The following is a 26,332-nucleotide window of genomic DNA, read 5'->3' as shown; positions in this document are numbered from 1 at the left end:
CGCTACGCCCGCCTGAGGGTGCTCCGAACCCGAACCCGCCTCACCCCTCACGGGCGGGCCCGCCCCTGTGTCGCGTTGCGCTGGGGAGGGGCCGTGCAGGGTCGTCCCCGCAGGGGATTGGCGGCAAAACCCGGCCCACGAAAACGGGACCCTGTATGCCGCCGACCCCGAGGAGTCGAGCCCGGAGGGGCCCCGGAACCCGCACCAAACAGGACCCCGCACCACAGGCCCGAGCCACCCGCGCCCGCACCAGGCAGGACCCCGAGCCACGGGCCCGAGCCACCCGAACCCGCACCCTGCGCCTCAAACGCCGGCGAAGACCGCATCTTGCGGACCGCGTCGGCACAAGCAGCCCGTCCGGCGATCGAGGACACGACCGAAGGCCGTACGAGATCTGGGGACTTGCCACTACGCCCCCGGTTACGGGAAGGGGCGGGCAGGGAAAAGACCCCCACCCGCCCCAGGACACTCACGCGCCCCGCAACCTACGTCGTGCGACGACGCCGCCCGCCAGGCCGACGCTCGCTCGGCCGCGTCACATGCTCCCCGGCCTCCACGGCCGCCGCGCGGCGCTGCGCGCCGAACTCCGCCAGCGCCTCGGCCAGCTTGTGCACCGACGGCTCGGGCGACAGCACATCCACCCGCAGCCCGTGCTCCTCCGCGGTCTTCGCCGTCGCCGGACCGATACACGCGATCACGGTCACGTTGTGCGGCTTGCCCGCGATGCCGACCAGGTTCCGCACGGTCGACGACGAGGTGAACAGCACGGCGTCGAACCCGCCGCCCTTGATCGCCTCACGGGTGTCGGCCGGCGGCGGCGAGGCGCGCACCGTCCGGTAGGCGGTCACGTCGTCGACCTCCCACCCGAGCTCGATCAGCCCGGCCACCAGCGTCTCCGTCGCAATGTCCGCACGCGGCAGGAAGACACGGTCGATCGGGTCGAAGACCGGGTCGTACGGCGGCCAGTCCTCGAGGAGGCCCGCCGCGGACTGCTCACCACTGGGCACCAGGTCCGGCTTGACCCCGAAGTCGACGAGAGCCGCAGCCGTCTGCTCGCCCACCGCCGCGACCTTGATTCCCGCGAAGGCACGGGCGTCGAGCCCGTACTCCTCGAACTTCTCCCGCACGGCCTTGACCGCGTTCACCGAGGTGAAGGCGATCCACTCGTACCGGCCCGTGACCAGGCCCTTGACCGCGCGCTCCATCTGCTGGGGCGTACGCGGCGGCTCGACGGCGATCGTCGGGACCTCGTGCGGCACGGCGCCGTACGAACGCAGTTGGTCGGAAAGCGAAGCCGCCTGCTCCTTGGTCCGCGGCACGAGCACCTTCCAGCCGAAGAGCGGCTTGGACTCGAACCACGCGAGCTGGTCGCGCTGAGCGGCGGCGCTGCGCTCACCGACCACGGCTATGACGGGTTGGTGACCCTCCGGAGAGGGCAGCACCTTCGCCTGCTTCAGGATCTGCGCGATCGTCCCCAGGGTCGCGGACCACGTCCGCTGCCGGGTCGTCGTACCGGCGACGGTGACGGTCAGCGGGGTGTCCGGCTTGCGGCCCGCGGCCACCAGCTCGCCCGCCGCCGCGGAAACGGTCTCCAGGGTCGCGGAGACGACGACCGTGCCGTCGCTCGTGCCGACCTCGGTCCAGCACCGTTCGCTCGCGGTACGGGCGTCGATGAAGCGGACGTCGGTGCCCTGCGCGTCACGCAGCGGCACACCGGCGTACGCCGGGACGCCCACCGCGGTGGCGACACCCGGCACGACCTCGAAGGGAATCCCCTCGGCGGCGCAGGCGAGCATCTCCTGACCTGCGTTTCCGTCCATGCCCGGATCACCGGTCACCGCACGGACAACCCGCTTGCCGCTCCGCGCGGCCTCCATGACAAGATTGGCCGCATCCCTGAGGACGGGGATCCCGGCGGTCGTTGACGCGTCGTCAACAACCGTCAGTTCAGGCGTGCTTACGCTCGCTCGCGCATGGCCGCGTACGACGTCGAGCACATCGGGCTCGGCGATCAGCACGTCGGCGCCCGCGAGCGCCTCGACGGCGCGCAGTGTCAGCAGACCGGGGTCGCCGGGACCGGCGCCGAGGAAGGTGACGTGCCCGTGTCCGTATGCCGGAAGGGCCGAAAGGTTCGAGGCGGTGGGGCTCAAAGTGCTCGCTCCCCCATAAGACCGGCCGCACCCTTGGCAAGCAGCTCGGACGCAAGTTCGCGACCGAGCGCGATGGCGTCGCCGTGCGACGTAGGTACGGGACCGGTGGTGGACAGCTGCACCAGCGTCGAGCCGTCGGTCGTGCCGACGACGCCGCGCAGGCGCATCTCAGTGACAACCTGTCCGTCGGCCAGCAGGTCGGCCAGCGCACCCACAGGTGCGGAGCAGCCGGCCTCCAGGGCGGCGAGCAGGGAACGCTCGGCGGTCACGGCGATCCGGGTGTCCGGGTCGTCGAGCTCGGCGAGTGCGGCGATAAGGTCCGCGTTGACCGCGGCACACTCGATCGCCAGTGCCCCCTGGCCGGGGGCGGGCAGAACGAAGTCCACCGACAGGAAGTCGGTCACCTCGTCGATCCTGCCGAGGCGGTTGAGCCCGGCCGCGGCAAGCACCACGGCATCCAGCTCCCCGCTGCGTACATATCCGATCCGCGTATCGACGTTCCCGCGGATCGGCACGGTCTCTATCTGGAGCCCGTGCGTGCGTGCGTACGCGTTCAGCTGCGCCATCCTGCGCGGCGAACCGGTACCTATCCGGGCGCCGTTCGGCAGCCGGTCGAAGGTCAGCCCGTCCCGCGCCACCAGCGCGTCCCGCGGGTCCTCGCGCAGCGGCACGGCCGCCAGCGCCAGGTCGTCGGGCTGCGTGGTGGGCAGATCCTTCAGCGAGTGAACGGCGAAGTCGATGTCACCCCGCAGCAGGGCGTCACGCAGCGCGGTGACAAAGACCCCCGTGCCGCCGATCTGCGCGAGATGCTCACGGGAGGTGTCCCCGTACGTGGTGATCTCGACGAGCTCGACAGCACGGCCGGTCAACTGGCGCACCGCCTGAGCCACTTGCCCGGACTGGGCCATGGCCAGCTTGCTGCGCCTGGTCCCGAGCCTCAGTGCCCTCTCGGTCATACTCGCCCTCGGTTCTTGACATCGGCGTCATTCAGGTCGGCCCGGCTGACGGAGGCGACCGTCTCCGGGTCGAGGTCGAAGAGTGTCCGCAGCGCGTCCGCGTACCCGGCGCCACCGGGCTCGCTGGCCAGCTGCTTGACCCGCACGGTGGGCGCGTGCAGGAGCTTGTCGACGACGCGGCGCACGGTCTGGGTGATCTCGGAGCGCTGCTTGTCGTCCAGGTCGGGGAGGCGTCCCTCGAGCCGCGCGACCTCACCGGCCACCACATCGGCGGCCATGGTGCGCAGGGCGACGACGGTGGGGGTGATGTGGGCGGCACGCTGGGCGGCACCGAAGGCGGCGACCTCGTCGGAGACGATGCCGCGTACCTGGTCCACATCGGCGGCCATCGGGGCGTCGGCGGAGGCCTCGGCGAGCGACTCGATGTCGACGAGCCGTACGCCGGCGAGCCGGTGAACGCCGCCGTCGATGTCGCGGGGCATGGCCAGGTCGAGCAGCGCGAGCCGCACGGGACGCGCATCGCGGACCGTCACGGCGGCGGCCGCGGTACGGGCGACGGCGGGCCGGCTGCCGTTGTCGACCCAGGCGCCGTGCAGCGCGAGCGGGTCGGCGACGGGCGCGTCGTCCAGCCCGACGGGGCACCCGTCGGCCGGCTCACCGGCCTGGGCGCCCCGGGAAGCCGGGCCCGCGAAGCCGGACTGGTCCGCGGTCCTGTCGGAGTCGGCGGCCGACGGGCCGCCGGGTCGCTCGAGCGTGTCGGCGAAGCCGGACGGACCGCCGGTCTGCGCCGCCCCGTCGACAGTGCCGGACGGGTCACCGGTCCGGCCGCCGGCCGGGTCCGCGAGCCGGGTGTCCGTGACCCGGCCGTCGCGCGCCGCGGTCGCCGCGAGGCGGGCCACCAGGCTGCCCTCGGGCGCGCGGAGGTTCTCACCGGGAGACTGCGACGTCTCCGGCACCACGTGCTCCGCGAGCGCCGCCGCGACGGACTCCGCCGTCAGCACCAGCCCCGTCGCCCCGGTGCACGACACCGCCACATCGGCACGTGTCAGTTCTTCTGCGACCCCGGCCATCGATACGGCGCGCGCCGTCACTCCGCCCGGCTCCGTGAGCACCGCGGCCAGTCGCTCCGCCCGCTCCAACGTTCGGTTGGCGATGACAAGTTCACGTACACCCAGGCGCGCGAGCGTCGTCGCGGCGAGCGAGGACATGGAGCCGGCGCCGATGACCAGCACCCGCTTGTCCGCCGCCCAGCCCTCGACGTCCGCGCCGTCGGCCAGCTGCTGGAGACCGAAGGTGACGAGCGACTGCCCGGCCCGGTCGATCCCGGTCTCGCTGTGCGCGCGCTTGCCGACCCTCAGCGCCTGCTGGAAGAGGTCGTTGATCAGCCGCCCCGCGGTGTGCAGCTCCTGCCCCAGCGCGAGCGCGTCCTTGATCTGCCCGAGGATCTGCCCCTCGCCGACGACCATGGAGTCCAGCCCGCAGGCCACCGAGAAGAGGTGATGGACGGCGCGGTCCTCGTAGTGCACATAGAGATACGGAGTGAGCTCCTCGAGCCCCACCCCGCTGTGCTGCGCGAGCAGCGTGGACAGCTCGGCGACACCGGCGTGGAACTTGTCCACGTCCGCGTACAGCTCGATGCGGTTGCAGGTGGCCAGCACCGCGGCCTCGGTCGCGGGCTCCGCGGCGAGGGTGTCCTGGAGCAGCTTGATCTGCGTATCAGCGGACAGCGAGGCCCGCTCCAGCACGCTCACGGGCGCGCTGCGGTGGCTCAGCCCGACGACCAGAAGGCTCATGCCGGCATCACGGCGGGCATGTCCCCGTCCGGTCCCTTCCGGCCTGCCGCGGCCTCGGCCTCCTCGCCGGCCTTCCGCTGCTCGTGGAAGGCGAGGATCTGCAGCTCGATCGAGAGGTCGACCTTGCGCACATCCACGCCGTCGGGCACGGAGAGGACGGTGGGGGCGAAGTTGAGGATGGAGGTGACTCCGGCCGCGATCAGGCGCTCGCACACCTGCTGGGCGGCGCCGGCGGGCGTCGAGATGACACCGATCGACACACCGTTGTCGCTGATGATCTTCTCGAGCTCGTCGGTGTGCTGCACGGGCATGCCGGCGACCGGCTTCCCGGCCATGGCCGGGTCGGCGTCGATCAGCGCGGCGACCCGGAAGCCGCGGGAGGCGAACCCGCCGTAGTTGGCGAGCGCGGCGCCGAGGTTACCGATACCGACGATGACCACGGGCCAGTCCTGCGTCAGACCGAGCTCGCGGGAGATCTGGTAGACGAGGTACTCGACGTCGTAGCCGACCCCGCGCGTCCCGTAGGAGCCGAGGTAGGAGAAGTCCTTGCGCAGCTTCGCGGAGTTGACTCCGGCGGCGGCTGCCAGTTCCTCGGACGAGACCGTGGGTACGGACCGCTCGGACAGCGCGGTCAGGGCGCGCAGGTACAACGGGAGTCGGGCGACGGTGGCCTCGGGGATTCCTCGGCTACGGGTCGCCGGTCGGTGATTTCGGCCAGTTGCCACGGTGCTCCTGCGGGATGAGCGAGGCTGCAGGCGGCCGTGTGTTCCAGGACCGCCCCGTCGAGTGCAGGCTATGTCTTTGTGAACGCGTGCACAAAGATGGTGTCCGGTTTGTCCGAGCAAAGTGACCGGGGTCACGCAATCCGATCGCCTGATCTTGGAACTAGGGACCGCCTCGGTCCGTTGAAGATCCAAAGGGGGCAAAACCGTACACACTCCTCCACGAACACGCCCCCGAGTCCGCCTACTGTGCCCTGTCCTCATCGCGTCCTGATAGAGCGGGAGCCGCAGGAAAGGCCCAGCAAAACGACCACAATCGTATCGGCCTTTTCCGGCCACGCCTTCCGGCCAGGCCTTCCGTCCGTCCGTTCACGCCCTTCACTCCCAGGGCCCCGCCTTCCGCTCACGCACCCAGCGCGCGACGGAGCCGCCCGGCATCCACTCGCCAGAAGGTGTGCTGCTCCCCGTCGACCAGCACGACAGGGATCTGCTCCCAGTACGCACGGTGCAGCGCCTCGTCCTGAGTGATGTCCCTCTCCTCCCAGGACGCACCGGTCTCGGTGCACACTTCCTCGATCACGGCCCGCGCGTCGTCACAGAGGTGACACCCGGGCTTGCCGATCAGCGTCACCACCCGCTCGTCGGCCTTCTTCTTCGCACGCCGCAGCACAGGACTCATACGCCCATTCTCCGCCTGCGCAGGCAGAAGGCGGCCCCACATCCCGTACGTCCCCAATCGCCCGTTTAACAGATCGGTCGCGGAGAGTTCACGCCACCGCATCCCGGGGGGTCAGGAAGTACCGAACAGACTGGCTATGCTCACGACATGGCCGCACTGGGATGGCTCACCCCCCGTAGGCGCTCCGCCACTGCACGGAGCGTGCTCGCAGGAGAGGCAGCAGCCGAGGCAGCGCGAAAGTCGACGCAGCAGTTCGAGGCGCTCGACACGCTGAGCGACGCTGCCCCGGTTCCGGAACCGGACTTCCCCGTCGCCGGGGACGACCGGGCCGCCGCCTTCTTCGACCTCGACAACACCGTGATGCAGGGCGCCGCGATCTTCCACTTCGGCCGCGGCCTGTACAAGCGGAAGTTCTTCCAGCGCCGCGAGCTCGCCCGGTTCGCCTGGCAGCAGGCATGGTTCCGGCTGGCCGGCATCGAGGATCCGGAACATATGCAGGACGCCCGCGACAGCGCCCTGTCCATCGTCAAGGGCCACCGCGTCTCCGAGCTCATGAGCATCGGCGAGGAGATCTACGACGAGTACATGGCCGACCGCATCTGGCCCGGTACGCGCGCCCTCGCCCAGGCCCACCTCGATGCCGGCCAGAAGGTCTGGCTGGTGACCGCGGCCCCGGTGGAGACCGCGACGATCATCGCCCGCCGCCTCGGACTGACCGGCGCGCTCGGCACCGTCGCGGAGTCCGTGGACGGCGTATACACCGGCAAGCTCGTGGGCGAGCCGCTGCACGGCCCCGCCAAGGCCGAGGCCGTACGCGCCCTCGCCTCCGCCGAGGGCCTGGAGCTGACCCGCTGCGCGGCGTACAGCGACTCGCACAACGACATCCCGATGCTCTCGCTGGTGGGTCATCCGTACGCCATCAACCCGGACACCAAACTCCGCAAGCATGCGCGCAAGCTCGAGTGGCGGCTGCGCGACTACCGCACGGGCCGCAAGGCCGCCAAGGTCGGCATCCCGGCCGCGGCCGGTGTCGGCGCGCTCGCGGGAGGCACCGCGGCCGCGGTCGCCCTGCACCGCCGCCGCCGCTGACCCGACGGCAACCGCGCCCGGCCGCCACGCCCGCCGCCCACGCCCGCCTTCGGGTCGCGGGTGGCGCAGCCACGCCACGGCCGGGCACTCGGCCATCCATATCCACGGCTGCGCTCACCGCCGTACCCACGTCCCTGCCCGCCGCTCGTCGGCCGCCTGTCGGCCGCCGGGCCCGCAGGCAATCTCCGGGTCTTACCCGCCGGGACCAGCGGCCAGTCCTGTTGCCGCCGCTCGGGCACAACGCACCGCTCGATGAGACAGATCACGACGAAATTCGATCAACATGTGCTCACGATGTGCGACTTGATCCGTCGCGTAGGTGTAACAGAAGCGACGGAAACGACGATTTGAGCAACTGGGTGTAGCACTGCCTGTACGAAGCGTTATTCTCCTCAGACGCATGACGGACTCCGCCAGTCCCCACGACGGGTGAACGGTCCGGTACTGCACGTGATGGAAGCTCTGCCTCTGGGAGTCCCGTGTACCCACACGTCGGGGTTGACGCCTCGGGCCTGGCTACGCTGCGCGCAACGGTCCTCGACCACTTGCGCGGCTTCGTCCCCACCGCGTACGCCGTCCCCGCATTCGCCACGCCCCGCCTTGCCGTAAGCGGCCCTGCCGCCCCCTGCTACGCCCTGGCCGACGGCCGTGCGGCCGTCGGCAGACGGGGCAGCCGGGGCGCCTCCGGCGCCTCGAACACCGCCCGCCGGCCCAGCGCCGACAGCGACAGTGCCCGCATGATGGACCTGGTCGAACGCGCCCAGGCGGGCGAGGCCGACGCCTTCGGCCGCCTCTACGACCAGTACAGCGACACTGTCTACCGCTACATCTACTACCGCGTGGGCGGAAAGGCGACGGCGGAGGACCTCACCAGCGAGACCTTCCTGCGCGCCCTGCGCCGCATCTCCACCTTCACCTGGCAGGGCCGCGACTTCGGCGCCTGGCTGGTCACCATCGCCCGCAACCTGGTCGCCGACCACTTCAAATCCAGTCGATTCCGGCTGGAAGTGACCACCGGCGAAATGCTCGACGCCAACGAGGTCGAGCGCAGCCCCGAGGATTCGGTCCTGGAGTCCCTCTCCAATGCCGCACTGCTGGAAGCGGTCCGCAAGCTCAACCCCCAGCAGCAGGAGTGCGTGACCCTGCGCTTCCTGCAGGGCCTCTCGGTCGCCGAGACGGCCAGGGTGATGGGCAAGAACGAGGGCGCGATCAAGACCCTCCAGTACCGGGCCGTACGCACGCTCGCCCGGCTCCTCCCCGACGACGCCCGCTGACCGACCCAACTCACAATCGGTGACGCCTCGATGACGCACTGGTCCGATCATCTTTCGCGCGTAACCCAAGTGCCGCGCCGCTCGTTGTGCGGGATGCAGGCTCCCTGTGGTCACGCCATGCCCACAGCCACTCACTCGATCGTGTGGATGTGCTCAAGGCGTGCAACCCTCCAGACACCCAGGGGAGTCGATCGTCATGACGAGAGGAGGTGCCGCCAGTGATCGCGAACGTTTCGGCGCACCGGCGGGCGAACGCCTTCGCCCAGGCCTTGGAAGACCAGGCGGCCGACCAGCCCGAAGAGTCGGTAGAACCGACCGGGCACGGACGGCTGTTGGCTCTGGCGAACGGTCTCGGCGAACTGCCGAAACCGGAGATGGATCCCGAGGTCAAAGTGGTGCAGCGAGCACAGCTCGTGGCCGCCATGGAAGCGATGTTCGCCGAGGGAGGTGCGTCCGCGAGCCCTACGGTGCCCGAGCAGCGGACGTCCGGCCGCGGTGCCCATCGGGCCTCACCGCTCCGGAAATTGCGACCACGTTCCCGCTGGTCGAAGGGCATCGCGGCCGGCGGACTCACCGTCGGTGTGGCCGCGGGAGCTTTCAGCGGAGTGGCCGCCGCGAGTTCCGACGCCCTTCCCGGTGACTCGCTGTACGGCCTGAAGCGTGGCATGGAGGATTTCAAGCTCGGCATGGCGGACGACGACTCCGACCGCGGCGAGCTCTACCTCGGCCAGGCCTCGACCCGCCTCAGCGAGGCGCGACGCCTCATGGAGCGCGGCCGGGCAGGCACCATGGACCACGAGTCGCTCGGCGAGGTCCGCCGCGCGCTCAACGGCATGGGGCACGACGCCAGCGAGGGTCACCGCCTGCTGCGCGCGGCGTACGAGAGGGACGGCTCCCTCGGCCCGATGGCGGCGCTCAACTCGTTCTCCCGGTCGCACCGCGACGCGTGGAACGGGCTGCGCGACCGGCTGCCGGTCCAGCTGACCGACGTCGGCGACGAGGTGAACTCCGTCTTCGCCGCCATAGAGGAAGAGGTCGGCCCACTGGAGTCGCTGCTGCCACGCCCCCCGGAGAAGGGCCGCGGCTCCCAGAGCCCCAGCTCCTCCCAGGAATCCAACCGGACTTCGAGCCCCGGCCGTACGTCACCGGCCTCACCCGGGGCGGGCGTCAGCCGCCCGGGCGAGGCCGGCAAGCCGCACCCGTCCGGGTCCGGCACGACGGCGGACGACGGCCTGCTCGGCGGGGACACGGGCGGCCTGTTCGACCCTCCGGCGGACGGCGTCTCCCCGTCCCCGTCCGACAAGCACTCCACACCACCGGAGCCGGACGTCACGATCCCGCCACTGCTGCCGGGCATCCTGCCGGGCCTGGGCATCGACGGCGAGGGCGGCAAGTAGGTCAGTACGGGCGGGGGCGGGCGCTCCTGAAGAGGAACGCCCGCCCCCACCGGATGCCTGAAGCTCGGAAGGTCAGAAGAACCTCGGGAGGTCAGAAGAACACGGACCTGCGCTGCACCAGCAACTTGTACAGCGTGTGCTGGATCTGTTCCCGGACCTGGTCCGTCAGGTTGAACATCAGCATCGGGTCCTCCGCCGCCTCCGGCGGATAGCCGTCCGTCGGGATCGGCTCACCGAACTGGATCGTCCACTTCGTCGGCAGCGGCACCGCTCCCAGCGGACCCAGCCACGGAAACGTCGGCGTGATCGGGAAGTACGGGAACCCGAGCAGCCGCGCGAGAGTCTTCGCGTTGCCGATCATCGGGTAGATCTCCTCCGCCCCGACGATCGAGCACGGCACGATCGGAGCCCCCGCCCGCAGCGCCGTCGACACAAAGCCGCCACGCCCGAAGCGCTGGAGCTTGTAGCGCTCGCTGAACGGCTTCCCGATGCCCTTGAAGCCCTCCGGCATCACACCGACGACCTCGCCGCGCTGCAGCAGCCGCTCCGCGTCCTCCGCGCACGCCAGGGTGTGCCCGGCCTTGCGGGCCAGTTCATTGACCACCGGCAGCATGAAGACCAGGTCCGCGGCGAGCAGCCGCAGATGCCGGTCGGCCGGGTGATTGTCGTGGACGGCGACCTGGAGCATCAGCCCGTCCAGCGGAAGCGTGCCCGAGTGGTTGGCCACCACGAGCGCCCCGCCGTCCGACGGAATGTTCTCGATGCCCTTCACCTCGACACGGAAGTACTTCTCGTACAGCGGCCGGACCATCGACATCAGGACCTGTTCGGTGAGCTCCTTGTCGTATCCGAACTCGTCGACCTCGTAGTCACCGGTGACCCGGCGTCGCAGAAACGCCAGCCCGCCCGCGATCCGCCGGTCCCAGGAGGCGCCCGTGCCCGCCGGCTCCGGCTCCTGCCCCTGCTCCTGGAAGCCCGCCCGGGCGTTCCGTACCGCTCCTCGAACATCCCCGTCCTGCGGCTGCCCCTGCTGCCCCGGCAGTGGGCTGACCGGCATCTCGCGCACCGCCACGGGCTCGGTCTTGCGCCGGCCGCCCCCCGCGGGGCGCCGCCGCACCGAGCGCTGCGCGCTGCCGCGCGAACGGTCGTCGTCGAACGGAATGACCTTGGCGTCCGCCATTGTTGGCTGCGCTCCTTATTCGGCGTCGCTCTGAGTCGTCTGCATCGTCTGCCCCGTCGTTCTGCCCCCGGTGGCGGCGCTGCCCGCGAAGGGCAACGCTGCCGCGACCCGGTCCACCGCCCGCGACAGGGTCTCCGGCGGCAGCAGCCCCGGCCCCCGGCTGCGCGCGAAGTCCGCGAAGGCCTCCGCGGTCGTGTACTTCGGGTCAAAGCCCAGTGTCTCGCGCATCTGCGCGGTGCTCACCACCCGGCCATGGGTGAGCAGCCGGATCTGCTCGGGCGAGAAGTCGGTGATACCGACCGTACGCAGCGCCGAGCCGACCCAGGTGACCGCCGGCAGCAGCACCGGCATCGTCGGCCGCCCCAGCCGCCGCGAGCACTGCGACAGCAGCAGCACGCCGTCGCCCGCGACATTGAACGTGCCGCTGTTGAGTGTTCCGCGCCGCGGCTCGTGCAGGGCGATCCGCAGCACATCGATGACGTCGTCCTCGTGGACGAACTGCAGTCGTGGGTCGTAGCCGAAGACGGTCGGCATGACGGGCAGTGAGAAGAACTCGGCGAGCGGGGAGTCCGCGCACGGCCCGAGGATGTTCGCGAAGCGCAGGACGCAGACCGCCACGTCGGGGCGCCGCCGGGCGAATCCGCGCACATACCCCTCGACCTCGACCGCGTCCTTGGCGAAGCCGCCGCTGGGCAGGGACTTGGGCGGGGTGGTCTCGGTGAAGACCGCGGGGTCGCGGGGCGCGGAGCCGTACACACTCGTACTGGACTTGATCACCAGCCGTTTGACCGTCGGCGACTTCTGGCAGGCGCCGAGCAGCTGCATGGTGCCGATGACATTGGTTTCCTTGACCGTCGTACGGCCGCCGGCGCCCAGCGGCGTACCCGTGACGTCCATGTGGACGACGGTGTCGACGGCGTGCTCCGCGAGAACCCGCGCGATGGCGGGCTGGCGGATGTCCGCGCGCACGAAATCCGCTCCGCCCAGATGGTGATCGGGCCCCACCGCATCGACCCCGATCACCCGGTCCACCTCGGGATCGCGCTGGATGCGCCGCACGAGACGGCCTCCGAGCTGCCGGGCCACTCCGGTGACGAGCACGACCTTCCCCAAGATCAGCGCCTTCCCTAGATCCGCCGGTGGTCCACTCTTCAGATCCGCCGAGGTCCACTCTTCTGCGTCTTAGCCGTCACCGTAGCGGTTCGGCGTTGCGCTGTGATGACCGCACGGCGGTCTTTTGCCACGTCAATGCCACGGCCCCTCCATTGCCACCCGAAAACGCACCGCGGCCCTCCCACCATGCAGGTGGGAGGGCCGCGGCGACACGTACAGCTGTCGCTTACTTCTTGTTACGACGCTGAACGCGGGTGCGCTTGAGCAGCTTGCGGTGCTTCTTCTTGGCCATCCGCTTACGCCGCTTCTTGATAACAGAGCCCACGACTACCCTCGCTCACTTCTCTTCACTCGGTGCGGGGCGTCTGGGCCCACACGACCTACGTCGGCCTAGCCTACCTGCCGCCGAGTGAGGGACGTAATCCGAGGGGAGCCGCCCTGCTCCGGTTACGCGGATTCCACCCCCACGAAGGATTCGCGGAGGTACTCGTGAACTGCTTGCTCCGGGACCCGGAAGGACCTGCCCACCCGGATCGCCGGCAGATGACCGCTGTGCACCAAGCGGTACACGGTCATCTTCGACACTCGCATGACCGAGGCGACTTCCGCCACGGTAAGAAACTTGACCTCGTTGAGAGGCCTCTCGCTGCCAGCAGCCATGACCCACCTGTACCTTCCGCACATGACGCACACCGGCTTCCCCTCCGGTGACTCTTCGTCGCTGTGCGCTCACTCCCCAGACTAGGGGCGGGTGATGCGAGTGGGGAAGAGGAGCAGCGATCGGCCGCCTACTGTGACAGACACGCTCGATTGAGTACATAGCGCGTAAGCGGTCGGTAGTAATCGGACCGCACCGCGTCATCAAGCGGAACGGCGACGGACACACGCCCCTCGGCCTCGCCGACAAACAGCGCGGGATCATCCGTGTCCGCCAGGCCGATGGCCTCAATCCCCAGCTGACCTGCCCCGCAGACCCAGCCATGGTCCCCGACGACCAGCTCGGGCAGCGGTCCGCCGCCCTCCACGAGACCCTCCAAAGCGGTCCTAACCGGCAGGGGCGAGTGGGTATGTGCGCCGGTCTCACTCCCGCCACCCCGTGCGCCGGGTTCCCGCACCAGCGCGACTCCTCGTACGTACTCGAGGTTGTGCGTGCGTACGCCGAACCGGGTCGTTATGTCGATACATCGCCCCTGCGCGGGTGTGAGTACGAGACACCCCGCCGCCGACAAAGCGTCTGCGAGGTCCGCGTAGAACCCGAGCAGCCGATGCGGATGCCCGGTCCCGAACAGCACGGGCGCCCGCCGTCCGGCCGCCTCCCCGAGCCGCTCGGCGAACGCGTGAAGCGCCGTCAGCGTCCGCTCCGGATCGATGACATCGGGCCCCGCGACGTGCCGGGGATCGTCGGAGACCCCGCACTTGTCGGCCATGAGCGCGATCAGATCCCGCTCCCCCCAGGCCCACTCGGGATCGAGCCCGAGGGTGACCCGCGGATCCCGGGCGGCGAAGAGCCGATAGCTGCGCAGGCTCTCTTCCCGCGAGGTGGCCACGGGCCCGGCCAACCGAGCGGCCAACAGATGCGCACGCAGCGCTCCGGTGCTCAACACCCTGCCGATGCTTCCGCACCGCTGCGGACTCCGGGCCAAAAGCCTGAATACCCCCCACAGTTGGCGTAATACATGCCCGCGGGCCGGGCCCACTACGGACGGGGCCGCCCAGTCCGGCCCCGGGGTCAGGGGCGGAGATCCGGGACCGAGCACCCGCGAAGCTGCCGGCCGCCGGGGTACGGGGTACCCCGTACCCCCTGCGCCGGCGACCCCCTACGGCAACAATCCCCGCAGGGGAAACGCCGCCCTCCGCGTAGCCAGAATCGCCTGGTCCAGCCGGTCCGCCGGGTCGTACCCGTCCTCCCAACCCCGCCATCCCGGGGTACGTCCATCCGTCATCCGCCCCGGCGCCACCTGCCGCGTCCGTGCATACACCTCATCCCGCCACGACGACGGAATCACCGACTCCGGATCCACCGGCGCATGCGCGGCGATCCCCACCAGATGCGTCCAGGACCTCGGTACGACATCGACGACCGCGTATCCCCCGCCCCCCAGGGCAACCCACCGCGCATCCTCCACGTACTCGTGCGCCAACGAGTGACAAGACTCCTGCACCGCCCGCTGCGCATCCAGCGACACCGCCAGATGCGCCAACGGATCCTCGAAATGCGTATCCGCCCCGTGCTGCGTCACCAGCACCTGCGGCCGGAAATCCGCCAAAAGCTCAGGCACCACCGCATGGAACGCCCGCAGCCACCCCTCGTCCCCCGTCCCCGCCGGCAGCGCGACATTCACCGCACCGCCTTCACCCGCCCCGGCCGCCCCCGTCTCCTCCGGCCAGCCGGTCTGAGGAAACAGCGTCCGCGGATGCTCGTGCAACGACACGGTCAGCACCCGCGGGTCCTCCCAGAACGCCGCCTGAACCCCGTCCCCGTGGTGCACATCCACATCCACGTACGCGACCCGCTCCGCCCCCAGCTCCAGCAGTCGCGCAATGGCCAACGACGCGTCGTTGTAGATACAGAACCCCGAGGCACTCCCCGGCATCGCATGATGCAGCCCGCCCGCGAAGTTCACCGCATGCGCCGCGCCCCCGCGCCACACCGCCTCGGCCGCCCCCACCGACTGCCCGGCGATGAGCGCCGACGCCTCATGCATCCCGGCGAAGGCCGGATCGTCCACCGTCCCCAGCCCGTACGACTGGTCCGCCGCCCGGGGATCCCGCGACGCCGCCCGCACCGCCGCCACATAGTCCGCGCGGTGCACAAGCCGCAGCGTCGAGTCCCCGGCCGACTTCGCGGCCACCACATCCACCGCGCGATCCAGCCCGTAGGCCCGCACCAACCCCATGGTCAGCGCGAGCCGCACCGGATCCATCGGATGCCCGGCCCCGAAGTCATACTTCGTTACCGCCTCGTCCCACATCAACAACTCGCGGCCGCTCATGCCCGCCACCGTACCGGTCGGTATCCGGCCCGAACGATCTGGCGTACCAGAACGTCACCAGCACCAACACCATCGGCACAAGCATCGCTCCCCGATAGCTCCACGCATCGCCGAGCGCCCCCACCAGCGGGGAACCGATCAAGAACCCGACGTAGTTGAAGACGTTCAGCCGCGCCACCGCCGCGTCACTCGCCTCCGGGCTGAGCCTCCCCGCCGCGGCGAACGTCTGCGGCACGATCACACACAGCCCGAGCCCGAGCACGGTGAACCCGAGGATTCCCACCCACGCCCCCGGCGCCACGGCCACCACTGCGAACCCGGCCGCCGCGAGCACCGCCCCGCACCGCACGACCGCCACCGCCCCGAAGCGCCGCACCCCGAGATCCCCGACGGCTCGCCCCAACAGCGTCGTGACCATATAGGCGTTGTACGGAACGGTCGCGAGCTCCTCCGAACTCCCCACCACGTCCTGGAGATACTTCGCGCTCCAATTCGAGACGGTCGAATCCCCGATGTACGCGAACGTCATCACCAGACAGAGCGGCAGCAGCACCGTGAACGCACCCCCTCCCGAATGCGCCCCCGCTGCCCCCGCACTCTCCCGCTCCCGCTCCCCGTCGACGTACCACCGGCTCCCGACGAGCGCCGCCGGCAGCAGCACGACCACCACCGGCCCGTACGACACCAGCAGCGACAGGTCCCAGTGCGCCCCGGCCCAGGCGAGCGACGCACCGGCGATCCCACCGAGGCTGTACGCCGCGTGGAAGCCGAGCATGATGCTGCGCCCGTACGCCCGCTGAAGGCTGACCCCGAGCATGTTCATGGACGCGTCCAGCGCCCCCACCGCCAGCCCGAACACCCCCAGCGCGACGGCCACATGCCATACCTGACTACCGGCACCGACACCGAGGAGCCCCAGCAGCACCATGGGCTGCGCCCACCGCAGCACCACGCTCGGCGCGACGCTTCTGACCAGCCGTTCGGTGACCACACTCGCCACACCGGCAAGGATCGGAACGGCGGCGAGGAAGACGGGCAGCAGCCCGTCGGATATCCCGTACCGGTCCTGGATTGCGGGGATACGCGTCACGAGCAGAGCGAAGGCCACCCCTTGCGCGAAGAAGCTCAACGCCAGGGAGGCCCGCCCGTGCCGCATCCGCGCATCTGTCATGGCCGGACAGCGTAGGGCGCTCGTCTACCCATGGGTAGACGGATCACACGAGCAATGCAGGCAACTCCGCCATCGCCCCGAAGTACCCCTTGGCACCTGCCAGCTTCTCGGCCGACGTCATGGCGGTGAACCCGTACACATCCATCCCGGCGGCCAGGGCGGCCTGTACCCCCAGCGGGCTGTCCTCCACGACGACACACCGCTCCGGCGCCACTCCCATCCGCTCCGCGGCGTACAGAAACAGATCCGGCGCCGGCTTGCCCCGCCCCACATCCTGCGCGCTGAAGACCGTGCCGTCCTCTCCGCCGTTCTCGCCGTGCGCGAACCAGCGGTCCAGCCCGGTCTTCCGGTGCCCGACCCGGATCCGCTCATGACTCCCGGACGACGCGACGCAGTACGGCACCCCGTCCGTGCCCAGCTTCTCCAGTACCTCCGTGACCCCGTCGACGGCGACCAACTCCCGCTCAAAGGCGGCAAAGACACGAGCATGCAGCGTGTCGTCGAAGTCGGCGGGCAGCTCCTGCCCGGTCCGCTCCCTCACAAGATCGTGCACACGGTGCACTGCGGCGCCCATGTAGTCACGAACGGATTCCTCGTAGGAGGTGGGGTGCCCCAGCTCAGTGAGGTAGCTCGCCAGGATGGTGTTGGCGAGAGGCTCGCTGTCAACGAGCACACCATCGTTGTCAAAGATGACGAGGTCATATCGCATGACTGGATCCTAAACGCAGAAAAGCCCCGCACCATAAGGTGCGGGGCTTTCCCACAATGATTGTTCGGCGGCGTCCTACTCTCCCACAGGGTCCCCCCTGCAGTACCATCGGCGCTGAAAGGCTTAGCTTCCGGGTTCGGAATGTAACCGGGCGTTTCCCTAACGCAATGACCACCGAAACTCTATGAAATTCTGACCGGAGCAACAGCTACAAATACGGTCGTTACTTCAGAACTGACACAGTGGACGCGAGCAACTGAGGACAAGCCCTCGGCCTATTAGTACCAGTCAGCTTCACCGGTTGCCCGGCTTCCACATCTGGCCTATCAACCCAGTCGTCTACTGGGAGCCTTACCCTCTCTAGGAGGTGGGAGTCCTCATCTCGAAGCAGGCTTCCCGCTTAGATGCTTTCAGCGGTTATCCTTTCCGAACGTAGCCAACCAGCCATGCCCTTGGCAGGACAACTGGCACACCAGAGGTTCGTCCGTCCCGGTCCTCTCGTACTAGGGACAGCCCTTCTCAAGACTCCTGCGCGCGCAGCGGATAGGGACCGAACTGTCTCACGACGTTCTAAACCCAGCTCGCGTACCGCTTTAATGGGCGAACAGCCCAACCCTTGGGACCGACTCCAGCCCCAGGATGCGACGAGCCGACATCGAGGTGCCAAACCATCCCGTCGATATGGACTCTTGGGGAAGATCAGCCTGTTATCCCCGGGGTACCTTTTATCCGTTGAGCGACGGCGCTTCCACAAGCCACCGCCGGATCACTAGTCCCGACTTTCGTCCCTGCTCGACCCGTCGGTCTCACAGTCAAGCTCCCTTGTGCACTTACACTCAACACCTGATTGCCAACCAGGCTGAGGGAACCTTTGGGCGCCTCCGTTACTCTTTAGGAGGCAACCGCCCCAGTTAAACTACCCATCAGACACTGTCCCTGATCCGGATCACGGACCCAGGTTAGACATCCAGCACGACCAGAGTGGTATTTCAACGATGACTCCCCCTGAACTGGCGTCCAGAGTTCACAGTCTCCCACCTATCCTACACAAGCCGAACCGAACACCAATATCAAACTGTAGTAAAGGTCCCGGGGTCTTTCCGTCCTGCTGCGCGAAACGAGCATCTTTACTCGTAGTGCAATTTCACCGGGCCTATGGTTGAGACAGTCGAGAAGTCGTTACGCCATTCGTGCAGGTCGGAACTTACCCGACAAGGAATTTCGCTACCTTAGGATGGTTATAGTTACCACCGCCGTTTACTGGCGCTTAAGTTCTCAGCTTCGCCACACCGAAATGTGACTAACCGGTCCCCTTAACGTTCCAGCACCGGGCAGGCGTCAGTCCGTATACATCGCCTTACGGCTTCGCACGGACCTGTGTTTTTAGTAAACAGTCGCTTCTCGCTGGTCTCTGCGGCCACCCCCAGCTCAAGGAGCAAGTCCTCTCACCAGTGATGGCCCCCTTCTCCCGAAGTTACGGGGGCATTTTGCCGAGTTCCTTAACCATAGTTCACCCGAACGCCTCGGTATTCTCTACCTGACCACCTGAGTCGGTTTAGGGTACGGGCCGCCATGAAACTCGCTAGAGGCTTTTCTCGACAGCATAGGATCATCCACTTCACCACAATCGGCTCGGCATCAGGTCTCAGCCTTAATGTGTGACGGATTTGCCTATCACACGGCCTACACCCTTACCCCGGGACAACCACCGCCCGGGCTGGACTACCTTCCTGCGTCACCCCATCGCTTACCTACTACCACCTTGGACCGGCGGCTCCACCACTCCCCTTTGCCCGAAGGCTCCAGGGCGGCTTCACGGCCTTAGCATTAATGGGCTCGATATTGGGCGTTTCAAAGCGGGTACCGGAATATCAACCGGTTGTCCATCGACTACGCCTGTCGGCCTCGCCTTAGGTCCCGACTTACCCTGGGCAGATCAGCTTGACCCAGGAACCCTTAGTCAATCGGCGCACACGTTTCTCACGTGTGTATCGCTACTCATGCCTGCATTCTCACTCGTGAACCGTCCACAACTCGCTTCCGCGGCTGCTTCACCCGGCACACGACGCTCCCCTACCCATCCGTACTCCCGTTGGGGATATATGTACGAATGACACGACTTCGGCGGTACGCTTGAGCCCCGCTACATTGTCGGCGCGGAATCACTTGACCAGTGAGCTATTACGCACTCTTTCAAGGGTGGCTGCTTCTAAGCCAACCTCCTGGTTGTCTCTGCGACTCCACATCCTTTCCCACTTAGCGTACGCTTAGGGGCCTTAGTCGATGCTCTGGGCTGTTTCCCTCTCGACCATGGAGCTTATCCCCCACAGTCTCACTGCCGCGCTCTCACTTACCGGCATTCGGAGTTTGGCTAAGGTCAGTAACCCGGTAGGGCCCATCGCCTATCCAGTGCTCTACCTCCGGCAAGAAACACACGACGCTGCACCTAAATGCATTTCGGGGAGAACCAGCTATCACGGAGTTTGATTGGCCTTTCACCCCTAACCACAGGTCATCCCCCAGGTTTTCAACCCTGGTGGGTTCGGTCCTCCACGAAGTCTTACCTCCGCTTCAACCTGCCCATGGCTAGATCACTCCGCTTCGGGTCTTGAGCGCGCTACTGAATCGCCCTGTTCGGACTCGCTTTCGCTACGGCTTCCCCACACGGGTTAACCTCGCAACACACCGCAAACTCGCAGGCTCATTCTTCAAAAGGCACGCAGTCACGACTGTATGTGCAAGCACATACAGCGACGCTCCCACGGCTTGTAGGCACACGGTTTCAGGTACTATTTCACTCCGCTCCCGCGGTACTTTTCACCATTCCCTCACGGTACTATCCGCTATCGGTCACCAGGGAATATTTAGGCTTAACGGGTGGTCCCGCCAGATTCACACGGGATTTCTCGGGCCCCGTGCTACTTGGGTGTCGCACAAGCAAGCCGTTGATGTTTCAGCTACGGGGGTCTTACCCTCTACGCCGGACCTTTCGCATGTCCTTCGCCTACATCAACGGTTTCTGACTCGCCCAACAGCCGGCAGACTGTTGAAGTGCGATCCCACAACCCCGTATGCGCAACCCCTGCCGGGTATCACACGCATACGGTTTGGCCTCATCCGGTTTCGCTCGCCACTACTCCCGGAATCACGGTTGTTTTCTCTTCCTGAGGGTACTGAGATGTTTCACTTCCCCTCGTTCCCTCCACACTGCCTATGTGTTCAGCAGTGGGTGACAGCCCATGACGACTGCCGGGTTTCCCCATTCGGAAACCCCCGGATCAAAGCCTGGTTGACGGCTCCCCGGGGACTATCGTGGCCTCCCACGTCCTTCATCGGTTCCTGGTGCCAAGGCATCCACCGTGCGCCCTTAAAAACTTGGCCACAGATGCTCGCGTCCACTGTGCAGTTCTCAAGCAACGACCAGCCACCCACCACCCCACCCTCACGGGCGAGTTCACTGGGGCCGGCATCGCGAAGGTTCCAGACCGTAGTCCGTACCCTCAGATACCCAACAGCGCGCCCGGCACGTTCGATCCAGATTCTGTGTTCCACGCCGAAGCAGTACTAACAGTCCCGAACCAATCGTGCCGAATAGTCAACGTTCCACCCATGAGCAACCAGCACCGGACATTCGCCGATGTACTGGCCTCTGGACCGGAAAACCGGCCTAGAAGTGCTCCTTAGAAAGGAGGTGATCCAGCCGCACCTTCCGGTACGGCTACCTTGTTACGACTTCGTCCCAATCGCCAGTCCCACCTTCGACAGCTCCCTCCCACAAGGGGTTGGGCCACCGGCTTCGGGTGTTACCGACTTTCGTGACGTGACGGGCGGTGTGTACAAGGCCCGGGAACGTATTCACCGCAGCAATGCTGATCTGCGATTACTAGCAACTCCGACTTCATGGGGTCGAGTTGCAGACCCCAATCCGAACTGAGACCGGCTTTTTGAGATTCGCTCCGCCTCGCGGCATCGCAGCTCATTGTACCGGCCATTGTAGCACGTGTGCAGCCCAAGACATAAGGGGCATGATGACTTGACGTCGTCCCCACCTTCCTCCGAGTTGACCCCGGCAGTCTCCTGTGAGTCCCCATCACCCCGAAGGGCATGCTGGCAACACAGAACAAGGGTTGCGCTCGTTGCGGGACTTAACCCAACATCTCACGACACGAGCTGACGACAGCCATGCACCACCTGTATACCGACCACAAGGGGGGCACCATCTCTGATGCTTTCCGGTATATGTCAAGCCTTGGTAAGGTTCTTCGCGTTGCGTCGAATTAAGCCACATGCTCCGCTGCTTGTGCGGGCCCCCGTCAATTCCTTTGAGTTTTAGCCTTGCGGCCGTACTCCCCAGGCGGGGAACTTAATGCGTTAGCTGCGGCACCGACGACGTGGAATGTCGCCAACACCTAGTTCCCAACGTTTACGGCGTGGACTACCAGGGTATCTAATCCTGTTCGCTCCCCACGCTTTCGCTCCTCAGCGTCAGTAATGGCCCAGAGATCCGCCTTCGCCACCGGTGTTCCTCCTGATATCTGCGCATTTCACCGCTACACCAGGAATTCCGATCTCCCCTACCACACTCTAGCTAGCCCGTATCGAATGCAGACCCGGGGTTAAGCCCCGGGCTTTCACATCCGACGTGACAAGCCGCCTACGAGCTCTTTACGCCCAATAATTCCGGACAACGCTTGCGCCCTACGTATTACCGCGGCTGCTGGCACGTAGTTAGCCGGCGCTTCTTCTGCAGGTACCGTCACTTTCGCTTCTTCCCTGCTGAAAGAGGTTTACAACCCGAAGGCCGTCATCCCTCACGCGGCGTCGCTGCATCAGGCTTTCGCCCATTGTGCAATATTCCCCACTGCTGCCTCCCGTAGGAGTCTGGGCCGTGTCTCAGTCCCAGTGTGGCCGGTCGCCCTCTCAGGCCGGCTACCCGTCGTCGCCTTGGTAGGCCATTACCCCACCAACAAGCTGATAGGCCGCGGGCTCATCCTTCACCGCCGGAGCTTTTAACCCTCTCCTATGCAGGAGTGGGTGTTATCCGGTATTAGACCCCGTTTCCAGGGCTTGTCCCAGAGTGAAGGGCAGATTGCCCACGTGTTACTCACCCGTTCGCCACTAATCCACCCCGAAGGGCTTCATCGTTCGACTTGCATGTGTTAAGCACGCCGCCAGCGTTCGTCCTGAGCCAGGATCAAACTCTCCATGAATGCTTTCCCGACTGCGTCCGATTAAAGACTGCGGGGCAACACCACAAGAGCGGAACGATCAGGTCGGAATATGACCGATCGTTCACAGCGTCCTCGCTGTGTTATTGCCTGCCCGCCGCATGGGCGTGCAGGACTTTCAAAGGAACCTCGAACCTGCCGAAGCAGGTCGGGGTATCAACATATCTGGCGTTGACTTTTGGCACGCTGTTGAGTTCTCAAGGAACGGACGCTTCCTTTGTACTCACCCTCTCGGGCTTTCCTCCGGGCGCTTCCCTTCGGTCTTGCGTTTCCGACTCTATCAGACTCTTTCGTGTCCGATTCCCCGTCGGAAGGGGGTTTCGCTTTCCAGTTCTTCGCTTTCGCGTTTCCCTTTCCGGCGGTTCCGACTCTATCAGATCCTTTCGGGCCTGACTCCCAGTCAGCGGGAGTTGTCTTTCCGGCTGTTGGGCCGTTCCGACGAGTGAGACTTTAGCGGAATCCTCGCCCCCGACGCTAATCGGGGTTGCGCTCGTTCGAACGCGGATTCCTCATTTCGCAAAAGCGCACGGAAAGCTGCTCGACACAGGATGTCGCTCGCTTCTAGTGGGTCTTGCGGAATGGCTGTCCGGGGACCGGCCGAAGTCGGTGCTCACGTCGGACAACTCGGAGAACACTACGGTTGGCGGTATCCGCTGTCAACCTGGGGCCCGACCGCATAGTCTCGGATGCATGACATCGCGTACGTGCACCCTTCAGTGGTGGGCCGCCTGACGGCGGCCGGCACCTACGCATGCACTCAACGGCCGCCGCTTCGGCGGCCGTTCGCGTTCTCCCCCGGGAGTCCGGCCGCTGGAGGCGGCGGCTCCGAACAGGAGAAGGAGAGCGGGATGACGCGGATCTTCAGCGGGATCAAGCCGACAGGGCATCTGACACTGGGCAACTACCTCGGGGCGCTCCGACGGTGGGTCGAGGTCGATCAGCACCAGGCGGATGCGCTGTTCAGCGTGGTCGATCTGCATGCCCTGACTATGGAGCACGATCCGGCGCGGGTACGCAGACTCAGTAGGCAGGCCGCGACGCTGATGCTGGCGGCGGGGCTGGACCCGCAGCGGTGCACCCTATTCGTACAGAGCCACGTGGACGAGCACGCGCGGCTTTCGTATCTGCTGGAGTGCACGGCCACGGACGGCGAGCTTCGGCGCATGATCCAGTACAAGGAGAAGGGCGGGCAGGCGCGGGCCGCCGGGGAGAGTGTGCGGGTGTCGCTGCTGACCTATCCGGTCCTGATGGCGGCGGACATCCTGGCGTACGGGACCGACGAGGTGCCGGTGGGCGAGGACCAGACACAGCATGTGGAACTGACCCGGGACCTGGCCGTGCGCTTCAACCAGCGGTACGGGCAGACGTTCACCGTGCCGAAGGCGACGTATCCGCCGGTGGCCGCGCGGGTCATGGATCTGCAGGACCCTGCCTCGAAGATGGGGAAGTCCCACGAGTCCGGGGCCGGGATCGTCTATCTGCTCGATGACGCGGACGTCGTGCGCAAGAAGATCATGCGGGCTGTCACGGACAGCGGCCGCGATGTCGAGTACGACCGGGAGGGCAGGCCCGGCATTGCGAATCTGCTCGAAATGCTGGCGGCTTGCGCGGGTGGGAACCCGAACGAGCTGGCCGGTGTATATGAGTCGTACGGAGCGTTGAAGAAGGACACGGCCGAGGCGGTGGTGGAGCTGCTCAGGCCGGTCAGGGAACGGCACGCCGTGCTGGCGGCGGATCCGGGATACGTCGACGAGGTGCTGAGGGAGGGAGCCGAGCGAGCCAGGGGGATGGCTCGGCCGCGGGTCGATGCCGCCTATCGGGCCATCGGGCTGCTGCCCGCATAGGAACCCGCATAGAAGGGGACAGCGTGTTCCGCCGCCGGGGCGTCACGGCGGCGGAGCCGGCGTCAGCCGTTGCCGGAGGCGAGTTCGCGGCTGCGGTCGCGGGCCGCTTCGATGGCGGCGATGAGGGCGGCCCGTACACCGTGGTTCTCGAGTTCACGGATGGCACTGATGGTGGTGCCGGCGGGGGAGGTGACGGCTTCGCGGAGCTTGACAGGGTGTTCGCCGCTGTCGCGGAGCATCACGGCGGCGCCGATGGCGGCCTGGACGATCAGGTCGTGGGCCTGGGCGCGGGGGAGGCCGAGGAGGATGCCGGCATCGGTCATCGCCTCGACCAGGAAGTAGAAGTACGCGGGGCCGGAGCCGGAAAGCGCGGTGGCCGCGTCCTGCTGGGACTCGGGGACACGGAGGGTCTTGCCGACCCCGCCGAAGATCTCTTCGGCATGGGCGAGGTGTTCGGCGGTGGCGTGGCTGCCGGCCGAGATCACGGACATGCCCTCGTCGACGAGGACGGGGGTGTTGGGCATGACACGGACGACGGGGGCGCCTGCGGCCAGGCGCTCCTCGATGAAGGAGGTGGGGATGCCGGCCGCGGCGCTGATGACGAGACGGTCCGCGGTGAGGTGCGAGGTGAGTTCGTCGAGGAGCTTGCCCATGTCCTGGGGCTTGACGGCCAGGATGAGGGTGTCGGCGCGCTTGGCGGCTTCGGCGTTGGTGACGGGCTCGACGCCGTAGCGGGTGCGGAGCTCATCGGCGCGGTCGGTGCGGCGGGTGGTGACCAGGAGGTCGGAAGGGCGCCAGCCGGCGCGGATCATGCCGCTGAGCAGGGCTTCACCGATCTTGCCCGTGCCAAGGACTGCGACTGTCTGGGTCATGGCTCTGTTCACCTCGCCGGTGGGGGTATGTGCGGACATCCTCGCACCAGGGGCGTGGCTGTGCCGGGGCGTCCGAGGGGCGGTACGGGCCGGGCTCCCGACCGCGCCCTCGGACGGCACGGGTCCCGACGGGTCCCGAGGGGTTCTGCCGGGGCTTGGCCGGGACCTGCCTGGACGTGCCGGGACCCTGGACCTTGCCGGCGCTAAAGGGCGCTGCGGGAGCGCCATTCGGACCAGGAGAGATTCCAGTCGCCGTAGCCATTGCCGGAGGCGACCTGGTCCTTGGAGTTGGTGACCCGGATGACGTCACCCGGGATGACCTGCGCGTAGAAGCGGCGGGCGGTGCCGTCGGAGGCAAGGCCGATGCAGCCGTGGGTGACGTTGCGGCGGCCGGCGTGGATGTTGGCCTTCGGGTTTTCGTGGAGATAGGTGCCGGAGGTGGTGAGGTGAACGGCGTAGCCGTAGTAGTCGTTGTAGGCGTCGGCATAGCCGACGGTGCGGGAGTCCATCCGTACGCGGCGTTGCTTGTCGGAGACGACCATCGTGCCGTTCCAGGTGTCCATGCCGGGGGCGCCCGCGGTGATCGGGATGGTCTGGGTGGTGGCGCCGTCCTTGACGACGGTCATGCGGTGGGTGCGGACGTCGACCGTGGCGACCAGGGACCGGGCAATGGTGAAGGAGCGGGAGAGCGAGGGGCCGGCCTTGACGCTGACCCGGGTGCCCGGCTTCCAGTAGGTCTGGGGGCGGAAGTCGACGCGTTGTCCGTCGTGGAGGTTGCGGTCCTTGATCCAGGCCCAGGCTCCGGTGACGCCGGGGTTTGCGGTGACCTTCAGCCGGCGTTCCACGTCGGCGCGCTCGGCCTTCGGTATCGGGCGCTTGAAGGTCACGGATATGGGCAGACCGACACCGACCTGCTGGCCGTCGGTGATGTTGACGGAGGCGTCGGCCAGATGGGCCAGGGTGGCGGCCGACGGCGGGGTGGCCGTGGGCCGCGGGGAGGCAGGAGTGGGGGTGGAGCTGTCGGCGGACGGGCGCTTCGGCGCCGCGGCGGCGTCCGGTGTGACGCCCGTGTTCGAGCAGGCGGTGAGCGACAGCGCGCAGATCAGGCCGAGGACGGCGGCACTGACGTGTCGTGGCAGTCGGGACATGGGTTCCTCCCCCT

At 67.2% G+C, this 26,332-nt stretch carries 19 protein-coding genes and 3 rRNA genes; 4 read left to right on the top strand and 18 right to left on the bottom strand.

What is annotated here, in order from left to right:
- Positions 1-485 precede the first annotated feature (485 nt).
- The 5 genes from OG883_RS01095 to OG883_RS01075 all read right to left on the bottom strand — a co-directional run bounded on the left by OG883_RS01095 (position 486) and on the right by OG883_RS01075 (position 6,300).
- Positions 486-2,150: a bifunctional uroporphyrinogen-III C-methyltransferase/uroporphyrinogen-III synthase gene (locus OG883_RS01095; RefSeq protein WP_266533636.1), complete on the bottom strand. Its 1,665-nt coding sequence runs from the start codon at positions 2,148-2,150 to the stop codon at positions 486-488.
- Positions 2,147-3,106 carry a hydroxymethylbilane synthase gene (gene hemC / locus OG883_RS01090; RefSeq protein ID WP_266533634.1) on the bottom strand — a complete coding sequence of 320 codons (960 nt, stop codon included), beginning with the start codon at positions 3,104-3,106 and terminating at the stop codon, positions 2,147-2,149. Before hemC ends, OG883_RS01095 begins: the two co-directional genes overlap by 4 nt.
- A complete protein-coding gene (locus OG883_RS01085; protein ID WP_266533632.1) occupies positions 3,103-4,899 on the bottom strand; it encodes a glutamyl-tRNA reductase in 1,797 nt (598 codons plus the stop codon). Before OG883_RS01085 ends, hemC begins: the two co-directional genes overlap by 4 nt.
- Positions 4,896-5,624: a redox-sensing transcriptional repressor Rex gene (locus OG883_RS01080; protein ID WP_266533629.1), complete on the bottom strand. Its 729-nt coding sequence runs from the start codon at positions 5,622-5,624 to the stop codon at positions 4,896-4,898. The genes OG883_RS01085 and OG883_RS01080 overlap by 4 nt, the downstream gene beginning before the upstream one ends.
- A gap of 400 nt (positions 5,625-6,024) precedes the next feature.
- Entirely contained in the window at positions 6,025-6,300 is a 276-nt protein-coding gene (locus OG883_RS01075) for a glutaredoxin family protein (RefSeq protein WP_266533626.1), read from the bottom strand.
- 147 nt (positions 6,301-6,447) lie between these two features.
- On the opposite strand from OG883_RS01075, the gene OG883_RS01070 reads away from it, so the two are divergent.
- The 3 genes from OG883_RS01070 (at position 6,448) to OG883_RS01060 (ending at position 10,060) form a co-directional block, all read left to right on the top strand.
- On the top strand, positions 6,448-7,389 hold the full coding sequence (locus OG883_RS01070) for an HAD family phosphatase (protein WP_266533623.1): 942 nt from the start codon (positions 6,448-6,450) through the stop codon (positions 7,387-7,389).
- A gap of 479 nt (positions 7,390-7,868) precedes the next feature.
- On the top strand, positions 7,869-8,663 hold the full coding sequence (locus tag OG883_RS01065) for an ECF subfamily RNA polymerase sigma factor, BldN family (RefSeq protein WP_266533620.1): 795 nt from the start codon (positions 7,869-7,871) through the stop codon (positions 8,661-8,663).
- A 218-nt stretch (positions 8,664-8,881) separates the two neighbouring features.
- Positions 8,882-10,060, top strand: coding sequence for a DUF5667 domain-containing protein (locus OG883_RS01060; RefSeq protein ID WP_266533617.1), 1,179 nt, complete (start codon positions 8,882-8,884; stop codon positions 10,058-10,060).
- A 91-nt stretch (positions 10,061-10,151) separates the two neighbouring features.
- On the opposite strand, the gene OG883_RS01055 is transcribed toward OG883_RS01060, so the two are convergent.
- The 11 genes from OG883_RS01055 to OG883_RS01005 form a co-directional block, all read right to left on the bottom strand.
- Positions 10,152-11,240, bottom strand: coding sequence for a lysophospholipid acyltransferase family protein (locus OG883_RS01055; protein WP_266533614.1), 1,089 nt, complete (start codon positions 11,238-11,240; stop codon positions 10,152-10,154).
- Between the two features lie 15 nt (positions 11,241-11,255).
- Positions 11,256-12,353: an NAD-dependent epimerase/dehydratase family protein gene (locus tag OG883_RS01050; RefSeq protein WP_266533612.1), complete on the bottom strand. Its 1,098-nt coding sequence runs from the start codon at positions 12,351-12,353 to the stop codon at positions 11,256-11,258.
- Positions 12,354-12,579: 226 nt separating this feature from the next.
- Positions 12,580-12,678, bottom strand: a complete 99-nt coding sequence (locus tag OG883_RS01045; protein ID WP_003948845.1) for an AURKAIP1/COX24 domain-containing protein — start codon at positions 12,676-12,678, stop codon at positions 12,580-12,582.
- 122 nt (positions 12,679-12,800) lie between these two features.
- Positions 12,801-13,013, bottom strand: coding sequence for a helix-turn-helix domain-containing protein (locus tag OG883_RS01040; RefSeq protein WP_014046653.1), 213 nt, complete (start codon positions 13,011-13,013; stop codon positions 12,801-12,803).
- A 128-nt stretch (positions 13,014-13,141) separates the two neighbouring features.
- A complete protein-coding gene (locus OG883_RS01035; protein WP_266533610.1) occupies positions 13,142-13,957 on the bottom strand; it encodes a phosphatase in 816 nt (271 codons plus the stop codon).
- Between the two features lie 213 nt (positions 13,958-14,170).
- Positions 14,171-15,346: an acetoin utilization protein AcuC gene (locus tag OG883_RS01030; protein ID WP_266533607.1), complete on the bottom strand. Its 1,176-nt coding sequence runs from the start codon at positions 15,344-15,346 to the stop codon at positions 14,171-14,173.
- Positions 15,297-16,517 (bottom strand): MFS transporter, encoded by a 1,221-nt coding sequence (locus tag OG883_RS01025; protein ID WP_266533604.1) that lies wholly within the window; start codon positions 16,515-16,517, stop codon positions 15,297-15,299. The genes OG883_RS01030 and OG883_RS01025 overlap by 50 nt, the downstream gene beginning before the upstream one ends.
- Positions 16,518-16,560: 43 nt before the next feature.
- A complete protein-coding gene (locus tag OG883_RS01020; protein WP_266533601.1) occupies positions 16,561-17,226 on the bottom strand; it encodes an HAD family phosphatase in 666 nt (221 codons plus the stop codon).
- A 62-nt stretch (positions 17,227-17,288) separates the two neighbouring features.
- Positions 17,289-17,405 (bottom strand): 5S ribosomal RNA (rrf, locus tag OG883_RS01015).
- 79 nt (positions 17,406-17,484) lie between these two features.
- Positions 17,485-20,607, bottom strand: a 23S ribosomal RNA gene (locus OG883_RS01010).
- A gap of 303 nt (positions 20,608-20,910) precedes the next feature.
- A 16S ribosomal RNA gene (locus OG883_RS01005) occupies positions 20,911-22,436 on the bottom strand.
- The 16S, 23S and 5S rRNA genes sit together here, the layout of an rRNA operon.
- 866 nt (positions 22,437-23,302) lie before the next feature.
- Between OG883_RS01005 and trpS the strand changes: the two genes are divergently transcribed.
- Positions 23,303-24,298: a tryptophan--tRNA ligase gene (gene trpS / locus OG883_RS01000; RefSeq protein ID WP_266533599.1), complete on the top strand. Its 996-nt coding sequence runs from the start codon at positions 23,303-23,305 to the stop codon at positions 24,296-24,298.
- A 62-nt stretch (positions 24,299-24,360) separates the two neighbouring features.
- Here the strand turns inward: trpS and proC are convergent, their stop codons facing one another.
- Entirely contained in the window at positions 24,361-25,170 is an 810-nt protein-coding gene (gene proC / locus OG883_RS00995; RefSeq protein WP_266533597.1) for a pyrroline-5-carboxylate reductase, read from the bottom strand.
- A 203-nt stretch (positions 25,171-25,373) separates the two neighbouring features.
- On the bottom strand, positions 25,374-26,318 hold the full coding sequence (locus tag OG883_RS00990) for a L,D-transpeptidase (protein WP_266533594.1): 945 nt from the start codon (positions 26,316-26,318) through the stop codon (positions 25,374-25,376).
- Positions 26,319-26,332: the final 14 nt, after the last annotated feature.

It is taken from the genome of Streptomyces sp. NBC_01142, assembly GCF_026341125.1.
Classification (GTDB): domain Bacteria; phylum Actinomycetota; class Actinomycetes; order Streptomycetales; family Streptomycetaceae; genus Streptomyces.
The sequence above is the reverse complement of the archived record's forward strand: the minus strand, read 5'-3'. Positions and strand labels throughout refer to the sequence as shown.

What these genes read in the sequence shown, in the direction of transcription:
- hemC (WP_266533634.1), bottom strand. Translation starts at nt 3,106, where the DNA reads ATGACCGAGAGGGCACTGAGGCTCGGGACCAGGCGCAGCAAGCTGGCC.
- OG883_RS01085 (WP_266533632.1), bottom strand. Translation starts at nt 4,899, where the DNA reads ATGAGCCTTCTGGTCGTCGGGCTGAGCCACCGCAGCGCGCCCGTGAGC.
- OG883_RS01075 (WP_266533626.1), bottom strand. Translation starts at nt 6,300, where the DNA reads ATGAGTCCTGTGCTGCGGCGTGCGAAGAAGAAGGCCGACGAGCGGGTG.
- OG883_RS01070 (WP_266533623.1), top strand. Translation starts at nt 6,448, where the DNA reads ATGGCCGCACTGGGATGGCTCACCCCCCGTAGGCGCTCCGCCACTGCA.
- OG883_RS01055 (WP_266533614.1), bottom strand. Translation starts at nt 11,240, where the DNA reads ATGGCGGACGCCAAGGTCATTCCGTTCGACGACGACCGTTCGCGCGGC.
- OG883_RS01040 (WP_014046653.1), bottom strand. Translation starts at nt 13,013, where the DNA reads ATGGCTGCTGGCAGCGAGAGGCCTCTCAACGAGGTCAAGTTTCTTACC.
- OG883_RS01030 (WP_266533607.1), bottom strand. Translation starts at nt 15,346, where the DNA reads ATGAGCGGCCGCGAGTTGTTGATGTGGGACGAGGCGGTAACGAAGTAT.
- OG883_RS01025 (WP_266533604.1), bottom strand. Translation starts at nt 16,517, where the DNA reads ATGACAGATGCGCGGATGCGGCACGGGCGGGCCTCCCTGGCGTTGAGC.
- OG883_RS01020 (WP_266533601.1), bottom strand. Translation starts at nt 17,226, where the DNA reads ATGCGATATGACCTCGTCATCTTTGACAACGATGGTGTGCTCGTTGAC.
- trpS (WP_266533599.1), top strand. Translation starts at nt 23,303, where the DNA reads ATGACGCGGATCTTCAGCGGGATCAAGCCGACAGGGCATCTGACACTG.
- proC (WP_266533597.1), bottom strand. Translation starts at nt 25,170, where the DNA reads ATGACCCAGACAGTCGCAGTCCTTGGCACGGGCAAGATCGGTGAAGCC.
- OG883_RS00990 (WP_266533594.1), bottom strand. Translation starts at nt 26,318, where the DNA reads ATGTCCCGACTGCCACGACACGTCAGTGCCGCCGTCCTCGGCCTGATC.